This window comes from Streptomyces sp. NPDC054849 (assembly GCF_053610945.1).
This window is the reverse complement of sequence record NZ_JBSGZI010000144.1, coordinates 1-16,279: the sequence shown is the minus strand read 5'-3', so window position 1 is coordinate 16,279 and position 16,279 is coordinate 1. Positions and strand designations below refer to the sequence as shown.

At 73.1% G+C, this 16,279-nt stretch carries 14 protein-coding genes and 1 pseudogene; 5 read left to right on the top strand and 10 right to left on the bottom strand.

Going from position 1 to position 16,279, the window contains the following annotated elements; translation table 11 throughout:
* Positions 1 to 713 (top strand): annotated as a pseudogene (locus tag ACWGIF_RS35710) (hypothetical protein); the annotation flags it as partial.
* A gap of 139 nt (positions 714 to 852) precedes the next feature.
* Here the strand turns inward: ACWGIF_RS35710 and ACWGIF_RS35705 are convergent.
* Positions 853 to 1,374: a gluconokinase gene (locus ACWGIF_RS35705; protein WP_453503769.1), complete on the bottom strand. Its 522-nt coding sequence runs from the start codon at positions 1,372 to 1,374 to the stop codon at positions 853 to 855.
* Between the two features lie 131 nt (positions 1,375 to 1,505).
* Between ACWGIF_RS35705 and ACWGIF_RS35700 the strand changes: the two genes are divergently transcribed.
* Positions 1,506 to 2,222 carry a FadR/GntR family transcriptional regulator gene (locus ACWGIF_RS35700; protein WP_453503768.1) on the top strand — a complete coding sequence of 239 codons (717 nt, stop codon included), beginning with the start codon at positions 1,506 to 1,508 and terminating at the stop codon, positions 2,220 to 2,222.
* A gap of 66 nt (positions 2,223 to 2,288) precedes the next feature.
* Here ACWGIF_RS35700 and ACWGIF_RS35695 read toward each other — a convergent pair whose 3' ends face one another.
* Entirely contained in the window at positions 2,289 to 3,539 is a 1,251-nt protein-coding gene (locus ACWGIF_RS35695) for a hypothetical protein (protein WP_453503767.1), read from the bottom strand.
* Positions 3,540 to 3,692: 153 nt separating this feature from the next.
* A complete protein-coding gene (locus ACWGIF_RS35690; protein ID WP_453503765.1) occupies positions 3,693 to 4,577 on the bottom strand; it encodes a sigma-70 family RNA polymerase sigma factor in 885 nt (294 codons plus the stop codon).
* 250 nt (positions 4,578 to 4,827) lie between these two features.
* Between ACWGIF_RS35690 and ACWGIF_RS35685 the strand changes: the two genes are divergently transcribed.
* Complete coding sequence (locus ACWGIF_RS35685) at positions 4,828 to 5,178, top strand: hypothetical protein (protein WP_453503763.1); 351 nt, start codon at positions 4,828 to 4,830, stop codon at positions 5,176 to 5,178.
* A gap of 15 nt (positions 5,179 to 5,193) precedes the next feature.
* Here the strand turns inward: ACWGIF_RS35685 and ACWGIF_RS35680 are convergent, their stop codons facing one another.
* The 3 genes from ACWGIF_RS35680 to ACWGIF_RS35670 form a co-directional block, all read right to left on the bottom strand.
* Positions 5,194 to 5,706, bottom strand: coding sequence for an HIT family protein (locus ACWGIF_RS35680; protein WP_453503761.1), 513 nt, complete (start codon positions 5,704 to 5,706; stop codon positions 5,194 to 5,196).
* Positions 5,707 to 5,845: 139 nt separating this feature from the next.
* Positions 5,846 to 6,223 (bottom strand): VOC family protein, encoded by a 378-nt coding sequence (locus tag ACWGIF_RS35675; protein WP_453503760.1) that lies wholly within the window; start codon positions 6,221 to 6,223, stop codon positions 5,846 to 5,848.
* Between the two features lie 7 nt (positions 6,224 to 6,230).
* On the bottom strand, positions 6,231 to 8,144 hold the full coding sequence (locus ACWGIF_RS35670) for an ABC transporter ATP-binding protein (RefSeq protein ID WP_453503759.1): 1,914 nt from the start codon (positions 8,142 to 8,144) through the stop codon (positions 6,231 to 6,233).
* Positions 8,145 to 8,282: 138 nt separating this feature from the next.
* Here ACWGIF_RS35670 and ACWGIF_RS35665 point away from each other — a divergent pair, with 138 nt between their 5' ends.
* Positions 8,283 to 10,340, top strand: coding sequence for an AMP-binding protein (locus ACWGIF_RS35665; RefSeq protein WP_453503758.1), 2,058 nt, complete (start codon positions 8,283 to 8,285; stop codon positions 10,338 to 10,340).
* A gap of 226 nt (positions 10,341 to 10,566) precedes the next feature.
* Here ACWGIF_RS35665 and ACWGIF_RS35660 read toward each other — a convergent pair whose 3' ends face one another.
* The gene (locus tag ACWGIF_RS35660; RefSeq protein ID WP_453503757.1) at positions 10,567 to 12,492 is read right to left on the bottom strand and encodes a GNAT family N-acetyltransferase; all 1,926 of its coding nucleotides are present in this window, start codon (positions 12,490 to 12,492) and stop codon (positions 10,567 to 10,569) included.
* A 95-nt stretch (positions 12,493 to 12,587) separates the two neighbouring features.
* Here ACWGIF_RS35660 and ACWGIF_RS35655 point away from each other — a divergent pair, with 95 nt between their 5' ends.
* Positions 12,588 to 13,010: a DUF350 domain-containing protein gene (locus tag ACWGIF_RS35655; RefSeq protein ID WP_374777882.1), complete on the top strand. Its 423-nt coding sequence runs from the start codon at positions 12,588 to 12,590 to the stop codon at positions 13,008 to 13,010.
* A gap of 81 nt (positions 13,011 to 13,091) precedes the next feature.
* On the opposite strand, the gene ACWGIF_RS35650 is transcribed toward ACWGIF_RS35655, so the two are convergent.
* The 3 genes from ACWGIF_RS35650 to ACWGIF_RS35640 form a co-directional block, all read right to left on the bottom strand.
* Positions 13,092 to 14,360: an acyltransferase family protein gene (locus ACWGIF_RS35650; protein ID WP_453503755.1), complete on the bottom strand. Its 1,269-nt coding sequence runs from the start codon at positions 14,358 to 14,360 to the stop codon at positions 13,092 to 13,094.
* Positions 14,357 to 15,400, bottom strand: a complete 1,044-nt coding sequence (locus ACWGIF_RS35645; RefSeq protein WP_453503753.1) for an alpha/beta hydrolase — start codon at positions 15,398 to 15,400, stop codon at positions 14,357 to 14,359. The genes ACWGIF_RS35650 and ACWGIF_RS35645 overlap by 4 nt, the downstream gene beginning before the upstream one ends.
* Positions 15,401 to 15,798: 398 nt before the next feature.
* Positions 15,799 to 16,008 carry a hypothetical protein gene (locus tag ACWGIF_RS35640; RefSeq protein ID WP_453503752.1) on the bottom strand — a complete coding sequence of 70 codons (210 nt, stop codon included), beginning with the start codon at positions 16,006 to 16,008 and terminating at the stop codon, positions 15,799 to 15,801.
* Positions 16,009 to 16,279: the final 271 nt, after the last annotated feature.

Below are 16,279 nucleotides of genomic sequence, written 5' to 3'. Positions count from 1 at the left end.
GGCTCGCCGGAGTCCTGGCGAGCCGGGAGAGCCTCGCGATCAGCATCGCCGTCTGCGGACTCAAGGCCCGGGTCCGGGCCGCGAGCGCGGGCCGTCCCGAGCTCTTGCAGGACCCCCACGCCGCGGCGGTCCTGCGGGCCGTCGCAGCGGGCCGCCAAGCCGAGGCCGTCCGCCTGTTCCGCACCATCGTGCGCGAGCAGGGAGCGGTGCACGCCTTCTCCCTGCTGGCCCCGTCCTTCGCCGACATCCTCGCCTGGAACGCCCTGACCGACGCGAACCCGTTCAACGACCACGCCGGATGGCAGGTCGCCACCGGCCGGGCTGAAACGGCCGAACCGCTTCTGGGGATCGGCGCCGCCTTCCGGGCCTTCTGCGACCGCGGCCCCGGGCTGCCCGAACGCCCCCCGGCGGGGCCCGCGTCCACCCTCGGCCCGGTCCGACGCCGTGTCACTGGCCGGCCGCAGCGGCCGGCTCCCCGACCTCCGGACGGCGGCCTGCGCGGCCACGCCGCCGCGCTGCACACGCACGCGGTTCGGCTACGCAGGGCGGCCGCCGCGCCGGGGTGGCAGGGGCCGGAGTGCGACGCCCTGCGCGCCGAGATCGCCCGCCTCGCGACCCGCTGCGCGACGGCGGCCGGCGGCCTGGCCCTCGCCGCCGCCCAGCTGCAGGACCGGCTGCAGGAAGAGCCACAGGATCAACTACAGGAGCAGTGACAGCAGGAGGACGAAGGACGGTCGACCACCGATGCCCGCGAGGACGACGAACCTCGGATCGAGGTTCCCGGCCGAGGTGATCGGTCCGCTACCGGCCGCCTCCCGTCCCGACGCCGAGCCTGGTCACGGTGACGGTTCCTCAGTTCCCGGGTGGGCAGAGCCGCCGCAGGGCGTCCAGTGCCTGTTCGGTGATGTCGTCAGGGGAGCCGGACACGTCGACGACGACGCCGAGTTCGTCGGCTTGGAGCGGTTCCAGGGTGGCGAACTGCGAGTCCAGCAGGGTAGTGGGCATGAAGTGGCCCTTTCGGGCCGCCATCCGCTGAGCGATCAGCGAGCGGTCTCCGGTGAGGTGGACGAAGACCGCCCCGGGGGCCGCGGCGCGCAGCCGGTCGCGGTAGGCGCGCTTGAGCGACGAGGCGGCGACCACGCCGCCGCGCAACCCGGCGCAGTTGCGGATCCACTGGCCGATGGCGTCCAGCCACGGCCCGCGGTCGGCGTCGTCCAGGGGGGTTCCCGCCGACATCTTGGCGACGTTGGCCGCCGGATGGAACGCGTCGCCCTCCGCATACGGAAGGCCGAGGGCCTCCGCGAGCAGCCGGCCCACGGTCGTCTTGCCCGTGCCGGCCACGCCCATCACCACAATGACGCGTTGGGTGCTCACGCGTACCTCGCTGTCCTCGTCGACCTGGGTCCGTGGAAACCACTGAAGCGCATTAAGTAGTACGTATTCAAGGCGCAGTTGGGAAAACATCGCATCTTTTGTCGGAGCGGGTGTGACCGTACGCTTACGCCATGACCACCGAAGGCAGTCCAGGGCAGGGGCAAGGGCTCCACTCCCGCGTGCTGGACACCCTCGGCCTCGCGATCACGGCGGGCGCATACCCGCCCGGCAGCGTCCTGCGCACGGACGAGATCGCCGAACGCTTCGCCGCCTCCCGCACCGTGGTGCGGGAAGTCGTCCGCGTCCTGGAGTCGATGCACCTGGTCGAGTCCCGCCGCCGCGTGGGTGTCACCGTACGTCCCACCGACGAGTGGAACGTCTACGACCCGCGCGTGATCCGCTGGCGGCTCGCCGGCACCGACCGGCCCCGGCAGCTGCGCTCCCTCACCGTGCTGCGCTCGGCGATCGAGCCCGTCGCGGCCGGGCTCGCGGCGAGGCTGGCCACGCCGGAGCAGTGCGCCGAGCTCACCGAGGCGGCCCTCGGCATGGTCCGCACCTCGCGCGGTCACCAGCTCAACGGTTATCTGCGCCACGACATCGCCTTCCACCGCGTCGTGCTGAACGCCTCCGGCAATGAGATGTTCGCCCGCCTCGGGGACGTCGTCGCCGAGGTGCTGACGGGCCGCACCGAACACGCGGTGATGTTCCACGATCCCGACCCCGCCGCCGTCACCCTGCACGTCCAAGTGGCCGAGGCCGTACGGGAGGGCGACGCGGCACGCGCCGAGGCCCTGACCCGGCAGATCGCGGTGGGCGCCCTGCAAGAGCTGGACGTACTCGCCCCCTAGCCGGCGGGAGGCGGACGTCGGACGTCGGACGGTGTTGCAGGGCTGGGCGCTGCCGGCTGCTGCCGGTCAGCCGCAGCCGCAGCCGCCGCAGCCTCCGCCCCCACCGCAGCCTCCGCCGCAGCCACCCGCAGAGGTTTCGGAGCCCTTCGACTCCTTGCGTTCCCGCTCCCGTTCACGCCTCCTCTCCTCGGCCAGGCGCGTCTGCTCCCGGACGGCCTCGCGGTACGAGCCGGCGGACGGCGTCCAGCTGCGCAGGCCGTGACGCCGCCGTGGGAGCAGGGGGACGGCGGTGACGGAGGAGACGAGCCGGGTGTTGCCCTCGTACACGGCGCTCTCCAGGACGACCTCGGCGCCCTCGTACACGGCTCCGTACAGGACTGCCTCGAAGGGTTCCCTGCAGGGGTCGATGTCGCGGTGGGTCGCGCGCAGGGTCCGTTCGGAGCCGGAGAGAAGGACCCGCCGACCCGCGAGGGTGTCGCTGGTGCGTGCGCGGTGTGAGATCAGGGGCGCCGCGGTGCGCGTGTCGGCGTTCGGGTACAGCCAGTGGCGTTCGGACGCGGAGGCCCGTACGCCGACCAGGAGCGCGGGCTGCGGCCGTGCGCGCAGGCGCCGCGCAGCCCGGCGGCGGGCCAGGCCCAGGCCGAGCGCGGTGGTACCCGGGATCAGGAACATCAGGGCGAGCAGCTGCATGCCCACCGGGTGGTACGGCTCCACGCTGCCCGCGGTCCGCAGCTCCAGGAGGGCGCCGTCGGCGAGGGCGGCGGCGGCTGCGAGACAGCACGCGGAGCCGAGGACGATCCCCGCAAGCCCGCGGCGGCGGTGTACGGCCGGAAGCGGGGTCGGCAGCGGGAAGCGGGCGGACCCTGCTGCGGCGAGGGCCAGTTCGCGCTGGCGGCGACGTGCGCGGAGGCGGGCCAGCGCCCCGGCGAACGCCCACGCGGCGAGGACGAGGACCAGCCCGCAGCCGATCCGGCCCTGCGTGTCGGGGATGCCGGGAAGCACGAGGACGGCGTCCGTCGCGAGGACGGGCGCGGCCGGCAGGACGGCCACGGGCAGGTACCGGTACCAGACCGGCAGCGCCACCAGCAGGACGCTCACGGCGTAAGCCCGCCAGTTTCCGTCGGGCTCCACGCCGTGCCAAGCCGTCAGCACGACGGCGAGGGCGACCAGGGGGCCGAGGATCCAGCTGCCGGCGACGGGCGCGAACAGCGCATGGACGCGCGTCCGGAGCCAGCGCTCGGCGTCACCGGCGTCCCACGTGGCGACCCCGTCCTCCGGTATCGCCGCTGGGGGCAAGTGCTTGACGTAGTCGGTCACGGCGCCAGTATGGGAGCGCCGTGCCGCGGCCCAGAAGGGGCGGCCGCGGCACGGAATCGCTACGGCCGCTTCCGACCCCCCGCGGCGAGTTCGCAGTCGACGGGGCCGGGGCCGGGGCCGGAACCGGGGTCGGGCCCGGCGTTGGGGTCGGTGTCAGACGTCGAGCGCGGCGAGTTCGAGCTCGCCGAGTCGCTCCGGCTCCGCGACGACGTCGATCCCGGTGATCAGGCGGTCCTCGATCGTGAAGCGCAGCACCAGGCGCAGCCGTCCCATCGGGGCCATCGCCAGGCCGACCACTCCGTCGACCAGCGCCGGCTGGGTGGACTGCGCGCGCTGCATGGCGGCCATCGCGGCCTTGGCGACGGTGACGGCGCCGGTGAGCAGGACGCGAGTGGGGGTGGGACCGACGGTCGGGTCGGCCTTGAGGACCACGTCGGGGTGGAGCAGCGTGACGAGCGCGTCGAAGCTCCCGCCCCGGGTGGCGGCGAGGAAGGCGTCCACGACACTGCGCTGGCGGGTCAGATCGGCCTCGGACACCAGCGGCGCCCCCTTGACGCGGCGGCGGGCGCGGCTCGCGAGCTGGCGGGTCGCGGCCGGGGACTTCTCGATCATCGGGGCGATCTCGTCGAAGGGCACGGCGAACAGGTCGTGGAGCACGAACGCGAGCCGCTCGGCAGGTGCCAGCGTGTCGAGCACGACCAGCAGTGCCAGCCCGACCGAGTCGGCCAGCACGGCCTCCTGCTCGGGGTCGACCGTGTCCTCGCGGCCGGCGAGGGGGTCGGTGGGGTAGACGTCCAAGGAGTGTTCGCGCCTGGACTCGCGCGAACGCAGCATGTTCAGGCACACGCGCGACACGACGGTGGTCAGCCATCCACCGAGGTTCTCGACGTCGCCGGTGTCGGAGCGGTTCAGGCGCAGCCATGCTTCCTGAACGGCGTCATCGGCCTCCGAGAGTGAGCCCAGCATGCGGTACGACACCGCTCTGAGATGAGATCGGTGCTCTTCGAACCGTTCGGTCAGCGCTGGACTCTCGTCCATCCGTCTCAGATTCCTTCCACACAGCGGATCCTCAACATAGATCACGGAGACATCACCGGCGCGAGGGGGAGTTGCGGCTGCGGATTCATCGCCCGGTCCGGTCCGGTCCGGTCCGGTCCGGTCCGGTCCGGTCCGGACCGGCCCGGACCGGGGCAGGCCGGGTCGGAGCCTGCTGGATAATGGCGCTGAACAGCAGAAGCAGTGGAGACGCCGGGGACCCGTGGTCGTCCGGCAGGAAAGGGAGCCCCCGATGGACGTGCAGCACTTCGAGCGGATCACCGCTTTCATCGAGGCGCGGCTCACCCCGCTGTTCGACGCGGAGACGGGCAGCGAGTACGGCTTCGGCATGGACGACACCTCGCGTGCGCTGCGCGCACTGCGCAACTCCGTCCTGGAGGCCTCCGCCATCAAGGGCCTCATCGAGAAGCGGGAATCCGCCGAGCCGGCCATGCGCCGCGTGATCGACCAGTCGGTGGAGCACAACTGGGACGTCCTGCGCGGCATCGCCCGCCAGTGGGAGGACCACGCCGACTTCCGCCACGAGTTCAAGCACCACGCATGGGAGCTCGACCACCACCACCACGCCGCCGCGGAGGCCTGAGCCGGGAGGCCGGCCTCACCGCGGGGTGGTGAGGACTCCGCGCGCGACGATCGCTCCGCGCAGGCGCGACGCCGTGTCAGCCGCCTCCCGGGGCGACGGTGACAGGACGCCGTTCTCGGTCATCAGCGCGTGGAACTGCTGCTGCTCATACAGGACTCCGGGCGGCAGCGCCGCGATGTGCCAGTGGAGGTGGCTGTTTCCCTGCCGGCTGCCCAGGGAGTAGAGGTAGGTCCGCTCGGAGTCGTGGACGTCCTCGACCGCGAGGGCGACCTCCCGGACGACGAGCATCAGCCGGGTGTAGGCCACCGGGTCCAGATCGCGGACGACATGCTCGATGTGCCTCTTCGGCGCCACCAGGACCTTTCCGGGGAGCGTGGGCCATCGGTCGAGGAAGGCCACGTGGTGCTCGTCCTCGTAGACGGTCTCGTGCGCGTAGTCCGGGTCCCCGGCGAGGAAGGCACAGACGAAACACGGTCCGCTGCGCGTTCGTTCGACGTACGACCTGAGATCCATGGCCTCGCGGTCCATCGGCACTCGCATCCTCTCCCTGCAAACGCGCACGCACCTGTCGGGACGGCTGCGAAGACGCATGCCGCGCCCGGCCGGTTCGCCCGGACCCGTCGGCCGCCGCCCGGCAGGCCACCCGCACCGGGGCGGCGGTGACGCCCTAGTCCGCCGCCTTGCGCGGAGTGGTCTGCTGGACCGCCCAGCCGTTGCCGTCCGGGTCGGAGAAGTAGACGAAGGAGCCCCAGGGCAGGTCCTGGATCTCCGTCACCTCCACACCCCGGCCGCGCAGCTCCTCGTACGCCTCCTCGATGTCGGTGACGACGACCTGCATGTTGTCCAGCGATCCCGGGGTCATCCGGGTGAGCCCCTTGCCGATCGCGATCGAACAGGCCGACCCCGGCGGGGTGAGCTGGACGAAGCGGATGTCCTCGCTGACGGTCACGTCGTGGTCGGCGTTGAAGCCGAGCTTCTCGTAGAAGGCCTTGGCCCGGTCGACATCGGTGACGGGGACGGCGATCAGTTCCAGTTTGATGTCCATCGCAGCATCATGCTCCCGTCACCGGTGCCACGCCGCCCGACGCCAGGTCGGCGGGCGTGTCCGACGCCGCGAACTGGGTGCGGTACAGCTCCTCGTACCGGCCGCCGGCCGCCAGCAGCTCGGTGTGCGTGCCCCGTTCCACGATCCGGCCCTCCTCGACCACCAGGATCAGATCCGCCGCCTGCACGGTCGACAGCCGGTGCGCGATCACCACGGCGGTCCGGCCCGCCAGGGCCTCGCCGAGCGCCTCCTGCACCGCCGCCTCCGACGTCGAGTCCAGGTGCGCGGTGGCCTCGTCGAGGATCACCACGCGCTGGCGGGCCAGCAGCAGCCGCGCGATGGTCAGCCGCTGCCGCTCCCCGCCCGACAGCCGGTAGCCGCGCTCCCCGACCACCGTGTCCAGCCCGTCCGGCAGCGAGGCGACGAGTCCGTCCAGACGTGCGCGGCGCAGCGCCTCCCAGACCTCCTCCTCGGAGGCCTCGGGCCGGGCCAGCAGCAGGTTGGCCCGGACCGACTCGTGGAAGAGGTGCCCGTCCTGCGTGACCATGCCGAGCGTCTCGCGGATCGAGTCCGCCGTGAGGTCCCGTACGTCGACCCCGCCGAGGCGGACCGCGCCCGCGTCGGCGTCGTACAGCCGGGGCAGCAGCTGCGCGATGGTCGACTTGCCGGCGCCGGACGAGCCGACCAGGGCGATCATCTGGCCCGGTTCGGCACGGAAGGACACCTCGTGCAGCACCTGCGTACCGCCGCGGACGTCGAGGGTGGCGACCTCCTCCAGCGAGGCGAGCGAGACCTTGTCGGCGGCGGGATAGCCGAAGGAGACCCGGTCGAACTCCACGGTCACGGGTCCCTCCGGCACCCGCCGGGCGTCCGGCTTCTGCGCGATGAGCGGCTTCAGGTCGAGGATCTCGAAGACCCGCTCGAAGCTCACCAGCGCGCTCATCACCTCGACGCGGGCGCCGGCGAGCGCGGTCAGCGGAGCGTACAGCCGGGTCAGGAGCAGGGCGAGGGCGACGACGGAACCGGCGTCCAGGGTCCCGCGCAGGGCGTAGAAGCCGCCGAGCCCGTAGACGAGCGCGAGGGCCAGGGCCGAGACCAGGGTGAGTGCCGTGATGAAGGCCGACTGGGCCATCGCCGTGCGGATGCCGATGTCCCGTACCCGCGCCGCCCGGGCCGCGAACTCCGCGGACTCGTCGGCGGGCCGCCCGAACAGCTTGACCAGCGTCGCGCCGGGGGCGGAGAACCGTTCGGTCATCTGGGTGCCCATCGCGGCGTTGAGGGCCGAGGCCTCCCGCTGCATCGCCGCCATCCGCGTCCCCATCCGGCGGGCGGGCAGCACGAACACCGGCAGCAGCACCAGCGCCAGCAGGGTGATCTGCCAGGAGATGCTCAGCATCACGGTGAGGGTCAGCAGCAGGGTCACGGTGTTGGCGACCACCCCCGACAGGGTGTTGCTGAAGGCCCGCTGGGCGCCGATCACGTCGTTGTTGAGGCGGCTGACCAGAGCTCCCGTCCTGGTCCGGGTGAAGAAGGCGACCGGCATACGCTGCACGTGGTCGAAGACCGCGGTACGCAGATTTAGGATCAGCCCCTCACCGAGGGTGGCGGAGAGCCGGCGGGTCAGCAGCCCCAGTGCGGCCTCCGCGACGGCGATCAGCGCGATGAGCAGGGCGAGCCGGGTGACCGTACCGCTGTCCCGGCCGTTCACGATGGCGGTGACGACCCGGCTGGCGAGGACCGGGGTGGCCACCGCCAGCAGCGCGGTCACCACACTCAGCAGGAGGAAGAGGGTGAGGCCGCGACGGTGCGGGCGGGCGAAGGCGGCGACGCGGCGCAGGCCGGCCCGGGAGAGCGGGCGACGGTCCTGCTGGGCGTTCATCGCGCTGTGCAGCGAGGTCCAAGCGGTGACTTCCATGTCCATGGCTCGTACGCTAGGACCTCAACCAAGCTCGAGGTCAAGCATTCGGCTCCGGACCCCCCACCGGGATGCCAACTCCCGCTCGTGCGGGGGAAATCCGAGACCTGCTCCGTTGTCGGTGCCCGATGGCATCATCGGTTCATGACGCAGGGATCCGAGTCCGTCCGCTTCACCAAGGGCACCACCGACACCGTCCTGCACCACTTCGAACGGTGGGCGCGGGACACCCCCGACGCCCCCGCCCTGATCGCCGGCGCGAAGAGCACCGGCTACGGGGAACTCGACGCAGGCGCCAACCGGCTGGCGCATCATCTGCTCGCCTGCGGTCTGCCGCCCGGCGGCCTCGTCGCCATCGGCGCCACCCGGCAGACCGACCTGGTCGTCGGAATCCTCGCCGTCCTCAAAGCCGGCGGGGCCTACGCCGTCGTCGACGCCGAAACGCCCCGCACCGGCCGCCGGCAGCTCGATGCGCTCCAGACCTTCGCACCCTTCGCGCTGCTCACCCACGCGCCGCACCGAGCCGCCCTCGACACCGGTACCGGCCTGCGCGCCATCGGGGTCGACGACGAAGCCGAGATCGCCGCCCGGCCCGGCTACCGGCCCGAGACGACGGTGTCCGCCGCGGCCGGAGCGGCCGCGGCCGGAGTGGGCGCGGCCGTCCTGTTCACCGCAAGCGCCGAACCCCGCCCTGTGCCCGTCGGCCACGCCCTGCTGCTCGCCGCCCGCCAGGGCTGGGCCGAGCTGGCGCCGACGACCCCGCAGGACCGCCACCTCATCACCGCCCGTCCGGACGTCACCGCCTTCGCCGCCGGCTGGACCAAGGCCCTGTGCTCGGGCGGCAGCCTCGTCCTCCCCAAGGGGTCCTCCTGGCAGTCCGAGCACCCGCAGCAGGTGCGCGCGGCGGTCGAGAACCAGAGGGTCACCGTCGTACACACGGATCCGGCCGGCATCGGCACGCTGGTGGTCGACGGACCCCGACCCACCGCCGCCGCCCGCAGGACCGGCCCGCCGAGGCTGAGTTCGCTGCGGCTGGCCACCGTCACCGGGGACCGGCTCCACCTCGACGAACTGGACGCCCTGCACGTCCGGTTGCGGCCCGGCGTGCGCATCCTCAACGTCTACGGCCTCACCGAGGCCGCCGGCACGGGCACCTGCTTCGAACTCCCGCAGCTGACCGCCCCCGTCAACGAACCGGAACGTCACTCCCTGCTGGGCACCCCCTTTGCGGGCTGCCAGGTCCACGTGCGGGACGGGGAGATCCACCTGACCCCGCCCGGCGGCGCGGACGCGATACCCACCGGCGACCTCGGCGTGCTGCGCCCCGACGGCCTGCTGGAGTACGCCGGCCGGATCCGGCACCGGATCACCCTCCCCGGAGGCTCGTTCGACCCCCACCCCGTCGAGGCCGCGATCCGCACCCATCCGGGCATCGGCGCAGCCGTCCTCGCCGGCGTCGACAAGGACGGGGAAAGGCGGCTCGTCGCCTATGTGTCCCCGCCGCCCGGCGACCCGGCCTGGGACGCCTCCGCGCCGCTGCCCACGATCCACGGCCTGCGCAACCACCTCGCCGGCGTCGTCCTCAAGGAGGAATCCCCGCACATCCTCGTCCGGCTCCGGGCCACTCCGCGCAACAGGGGCGGGCAGGAGGACCGCTCGGCCCTGCCGCTGCCCGCACAGCCCGGCTCTGAGCAACCTGCCCTGTACGGAGGCAAGTTCACTCCGGCCCCCGGCACCGGAACCGGCGACCCGCACCGCGTCCGCAGCTTCACCGGCGGATGCCTGGCACTCGTCCTCGGATTCCTCACCCTGCTGCTCACCGACCTCGTCTGGCCCGGATCCACGGACCTCTCCGCCGTGCCCTACCCGTGGGCCGCCCTCTTCTTCCTCCTCTACGTCGCGGAATGCGTGTCCTTCGGCGCGGGCATCGCCTTCCTGTTCACCGGCTACCGGCTGATGCGGGACCGGGAACACGGCCGCCCCGCCGGCCGCACCAGGGCCGTCCACCTCGCTGCGAGCTACCTGCTGCTGGCCTGGTGGCCACAGGACAACGCCTACCGGCTGGCGGCCAAACAGGACTGGCCCCAGCAGGCCCTCCTCGTCTACACCTTCAACATCCCCCTGATGATCGCGGGCCTCATCGTGGTCCTCCACCTCGCCCGGAAGCCGGACTCACCCTTCGACTTCGAGGACAGGACCTGATCCCGGGCTCACGCCCCGGTTGGGCGACGAGCTCGACGGTCACCTGGTGCGGGTCGTAGCGCGCGGACGATCGGTGCGAGAAGTTCGAACGCCTCGACCTGCTCGCGGCCGCGCTTTGGAAGAGGGGTGATCAGGACGACCAGGCGGACCGGGTGCGCCATGCGTCGAGCATGTGCCTCCCGGCCCGGTGATGGAACTCATGTCCCCTGCCTGGACGGCGAGGCATTCACACGCTCGGCGGCGGGCCGAACATCGCACCGACGGCCGCCGCCTCGGACCGCACCAGGGCCTCGGCCGCGTCCAGAACCTCCGGGCTGTGCGCGGCCACCAGCACACCCAGCCAGGGCGCCGGGTCGAACGCCCCCGTCGGGATCGCGGGCACGAACACCGCCCCCAGTTCCGCACACCTCCGTGCCAGGTCCGTGCACAGCTCGTCCAGCTGAGCCTCGGGCAGCCGTGCCCCCAACTCCACCCGGTCGGCGATCCGTACGAGGTGCCCCGCGCCCCGCAGGGCGTCGAGCCGGGCCGCCACCATGAAGGCGATCGACGGCCCGGTCAGCCGCAGGTTCGTCTCCGTCGGCGCGAGCCGCCCCGCGTCGTCCGCGACGAAGTCCACGTCGAACCAGCCCTGGTAGCCGGATGCCGCCAGCTCACGGCCCACCGCCGCGCCGAAGGCCAGCAAGGGCTCCTCCGCCCACGGGGGCACCGCTCCGGGGCCGACGGTCGCCCCGCAGTAGGCGCCTTCCGTCACGTCCATCAGCGCCGCCCCGACCGTGTGCGGATGGCCGGCGCCGTCTACGAAGCCGTCATACGTCAGGTCCCGGGCGGCGCCGGGATCCGACGGCCCGGGGACGAACTCCTCCACCAGCAGCGGGCCGCGCGGCAGCCGCCGCAGCACGGCGCGGGCGCCGCCCGCGGCCCGTACCCGGCCGGCGGTGACCACTGTGGTCCCCGACCCTCCGACACCGTGCTCCGATTTCAGAACAGTGCTCTCGCCCGCCTTGGTCCGGGCCGCCAGCAGCCGGGCCGCCGCCCACCGGGAGGCCGCCCGCCACTGCGCGGGGAGCACGATCCCGGGATGCGCGCCGTCCGCCAGGATCCGCCCGAAGAGCCCGTGCGCCGCGGACTTCGACTCGTAGCGCAGCTCCCCGGCCCGCCACGGCCGCCCCGCCAGCCGCCCGAACGGCCTGGTGCGCCCCCACGGTACGAGGGGCAGCCCGGCCCCGGTCAGCAGCGCGGCCAGCGCCGGCCGGTCCCGTACGGCCTCGGCGAGGCCGGAGCCCTGCTCCACCAGTCCGTCGTACACCTCGACCCCGTTCCAGCCCAACTGGCGGCAGACCAGCTCGGTCCAGCCCTTCGGCACCGCACGGGGCAGCACCAGAGCGGCCGGGTACGGGCTGTAGAAGGCTGCCAGGCAGGCGTAGTGGTGCGCGGCCGCCTGCCCGCGGGCCAGGGAGGCGTCGGCGAACTGCGTGTTGAACTCCGCGACGTTGCCCACGTGCACGGCCCGGCCCCCGCCGGTCCACGCCTGCGCCCAGTCGGCGAGCGGGACGGGAGCCGCCTCGAACCGCACCAGGGCCGGCACGGTCGCCGACGCCGACGCCGACGCCGACGCCGACGTCCAGGCCGAAGCCGACGGGCTGCCGTCGGCTTCGGCTTCGCCGTCGCTGGTGCCGTCACCGCCCGGCGCGGGCACCCCGGCCACCGCGGGCACCCCGGCCACCCCGGCCACCCCGGTCACCCCGGTCACCCTGGCCACCGCGGTCACCGCCCCCATCACCCGGTAGAACCCGGCAGCGTGCGGATCGGAGTCGATCACCAACCGGCGCACCCCCAGCTCCACGGCCCGGCGCAGCACGTCCCGGTACAGCATCCGCCCCACGCCCCGGCCGATGGCCGAGGGCTCCACGAACAGCAGCCCCAGGGAGGCCAGCGGGGGAGTCCCCTCCAGGGAGGCGAGCCCGAGCACTTCCCCCCGCCCGTTCTCGGCCACCACGATCCGCCGGGCCGTCACGTCATCCGCCCGGATCCGCAGTTCCTCCGCCCACGCGGACAGGAACCCGGCGTCGTACCCCCAGTGGGCCTTGGACCGCATCACCAGCCTGGTCAGGGCCTCCGCCTCGGCCGCCCGCGCGGCCCTGACCTTTACCATTTGCCGACCTCCCCATGGTCCGCCGCGAGGCCGTGCGATAGATTCGGCCTCCCCACGGCAGATACTTTCCCACCTACGCGGAGACAGGCTTCTCAATGAGCGACATCATCAACGGACTTGGCCGCACCAGCGCCTACGGCGCCCTCGGCCTGGTGCTGCTGATCCTCGGCATCGTCCTCGTGGACGTGCTGACGCCCGGGAAGCTTCCGAAGCAGATCTGGGAGGAGCGCAACCGCAATGCGGCGCTCTTCCTCAGCTCGGCGCTCCTGGGCATCGGCGGCATCGTCTTCACCTCGATCTGGACGACGTACGCGGACTTCGGCAAGGGGCTGCTGTCGACCGCCGCCTTCGGCGTGCTCGGCCTGATCCTGATGGCCGTGGCCTTCCTCGTCCTCGACCTCGTCACCCCGGGCAAGCTCGGCGCCATCGTCGTCGACCCGCAGCCCCACCCGGCGGTCTGGGTCTCGGCCGCCTGCAACCTGGCCGTGGCCGCGATAGTCGCCGCCTCGATCGCCTGACGCGGAGCACCAGTACGGCACGAGAGCGCCGCTCCCCCGGGGGAGCGGCGCTCTCGTCGTACCGCCCGGCCTACCGAGGGGTCACGCGAGACCCAGCGCGAACACCGCGAACCCGGCCGCCAGCAGGCCCGCCGCCGTCCGGCGGAGCGCGGTCGCCCTGCGCCCTTCCCCCCGCTCCGGCGGACGCTCGAACCGCCGCGCGTACCGGGCGATGACCACCAGCAGCGCCGCGAACACCGGCATCCACGCCAGCCGCGCCGCGATCCACCCCAGACTGTCCGGCGCCGTCGTCAGCCCGGCCAGCTCACCCGCGAACGAGCCGGGCACGGCCGCGGCCAGCATGGCCGTCTGGTGCCAGCACAGAATCGTCATCGCGCACAGGTTGATCACGACCACCGGAGCCCACAGCGCCGGCCGGGCCAGCAGCTTCGCCAGCCGGTCGCGCAGCAGGATCGCCGCGCCCGACTGTGCCGAGGCCAGGGCCGGCACCAGGAGCGACGGCGGGTGCGAGTTGGTCCGCGCCTCACCGGGTACGCCCACCATCGACGCCGGGTAGTGGAAGACAGCCAGGAGCGCAGCGAACAGCAGCGTCCCGCCGGCCAGCAGCAGCCAGGCCCCGCGCCGCCCGATTCGCCGCTCGCCCCAGGAGACGCCCAGCTGGTACGCGAACAGCCAGCCCGGCAGGATGTTCACCAGGGACAGCCAGGACGGCACGGAGTCGGCGAACGGCCCATAGCGCAGGAAGTCCACCACGGCGACCGAACCGAGCAGCGGGAGTGCCGCCCAGCCGCCGAGGCGCTGCGCCGCCCGCACGCAGTACGGGGTCAGCGCCGTGACCACCACGTACACCCCGACGAACCACAGCGGCTGGATCACCAGCGTCGCCCCGGTCCGCAGCGAAGCCTCGGGCACCCCGGCCGCGTACAGCACCGGCGCGGTCACCGCCCACACCGCGGTGACGCCGAGCACCGGCCGCCCCAGCCGGACGATCCGGCCCTTGAGCCACGAGCCCGCCGACCCCGTACGGCGCCGGAACGAGAGCGCCGAGGCGTAGCCGCCGACCAGGAAGAAGATGCCCAGCATCTGCAGCACCCAGCCGGCCGGCGCCAGGGCGCCGAGGGCCGACAGCGGGCTGGCGTTGTGCAGGCCGCCGTCGGAGTCCAGGGTGAAGCCGCCGAGCAGCCAGTGGCCGGTCGGCACGGCCAGCAGTGCCAGGGCGCGCAGCCCGTCGATCGCCCGGTCACGGTGGGCGGGAGTCCGCCGGTCGATCCGCTCGACCGTAGCCCGCAGGCGGGTCACCGTGTTCCCCGCGTTCCCGGTGGTGCGCGTCGTGCTGGTCGAGGTGCTCATCGCGCGCCTCCCGTCGCGATCGCGGTGAAGGCCGCCAGGGACTGTGTGCCGGGCGTGAAGTAGCCGGTGTGCCCCTGGACGTCGGCGGCCGGAACCCAGCGGGCACCGAAGGCCGCGGAGGTGGGATCGGCGCCGTGGCCCAGCCCGGCGAACGCGACGTTCGGGACGTCGGCGATCCAGTCGGAGGGGCCCCGGGCCGCCCAGACCCGGGCGCCGGTGCGCAGGGCGGCCGCCGTGCCGGCGCGCATCCCGGGGGAGCCGAAGGCCACGATGTCGGTGGCGTCCGTGTGCCGGGCCGCCAGCCCGCAGACCACCGAGCCGTAGCTGTGGCAGAACAGCACCGGGTCGGGCGCGCCGACCGCGTCGAGTCCCGCGGTGAACCGGGCCAGGCGGGCCGCCCCGGCCCCGGCCAGCCGGCCGGTGGCAGCGTCCAGGCCGACGCCGACCGGGGTGGTGTAACCGGTCCAGGCGACGACGGCCGTGGTCCCGCCGGTGGCCGCGCGCAGCGCCCGGGCCATCCCGGCCGGGCCGGTGTACGGCCTGCGCCGGGCGTCGTAGGCGGTGGCGTCGTTGTCCGCCCCCGGCACGATCACCGATACGTGCTCCGCGTGCTCCAAGTCACCGAACACCTCGGCGACCTGGCCCCGGCCGCGCGGGTCGAAAGCCAGGATCTGCCGGTCCGGCGTGGCCAGGGAGGCGAACCGCGCCTCACCCGTGGCCGTGGCGGCGATCCGGTTCGCCTCGTACCGCAGACGGACCGGCGACCCCTCCAGATTCCCCACCACCAGCGGGTGGGACCGTACGAGTTCCCGGCGCGCCGCATCGTCCAGCCCGGCGAAGAACCGGGCCACCTCGCGCGGCGGCGCGGTCGCCGGGTCGGGCAGCGACCGCCCGGACGCCGTATCGGCACGCCAGGCGGCGGTGCCCGGCGGCGGCCCGGTGACCGCTGTCTGACTGTCGCCCGAGGCCCATCCAGCGGTCCCCCCGACGACGGCCACCGCCAGCGTGGCGGTGACCAGCGTCCTTCCGAAGCGGCGCATGCCCCTTCTCCTCTCCTCGTGACGAGGAGGAAGGTAGGAAGGAGGTTCCGGCCGCCACGTCCCACCGTGGAGCCAAGTCGGAGGTCATACCCCGGTAGGGGGTGGAGGAGACGGTCCCGCCTTGGGTGCGATCGCGTCAGCCGTCTGCCCGACCCCGCCCGTGTGCGGGCGTCGCCGAGGCCCCAGCGACTGCGACGGCGAAGGGGGAACCGACTTCGCGACCCGCGCGAGACCCTGTCCAACGTGCCTTGAAGGGTGTGCCCGTCCCTCAGGCGGGCGCGGGCTTGAGGTCGCGGTGGGAGCGTCGGACGGCCTCCGTAGCGGTCATGCGCACGGGCTGCCGGGCCGGTTCGGGACATGAGCCGACTCGATCCGGCCACCCTCCAGCCCGAACGATCTCATGCAGAGGCAACGACCTCACCGGCCATGACCTGAGGAGGGTTGGGAAGCAGTGACGCAAGGTTCTCCCGCACGAACTCCGCCGCCCTCGACACCGATTCCTCGGCACCGGCCCGGTCCTGGAAGACGCTGGTCGAGACCATCACTCCGTCCCCGGCATCGACCCAGTAGTAGGCCACGAAGCCGGAGACCTGCTGCAGGAGTGGCACGAACCCTTCCTTCACCCGGCGTCCTGCCTCAGTGGGATCGTTCACACCTTCGTACCGCCGCACTGCTGCGTACATCGTCGAGCTCCTCACTGGGGTGGCGCCTTCATCAGGTGCTGAGTCCTCGTACCCCCAGAACGGCGGCCTGGCCCGCCGGAGGTCCGGCAATCACCTGAAGGGCGGCCTCAAGTGATCCGAAGGGCGGCTTCCGACGTCAGCCCCAACCCTTGGGCACGACGACGCCCGGACCGGGAGCGTGAGCTCCCGGTCCGGG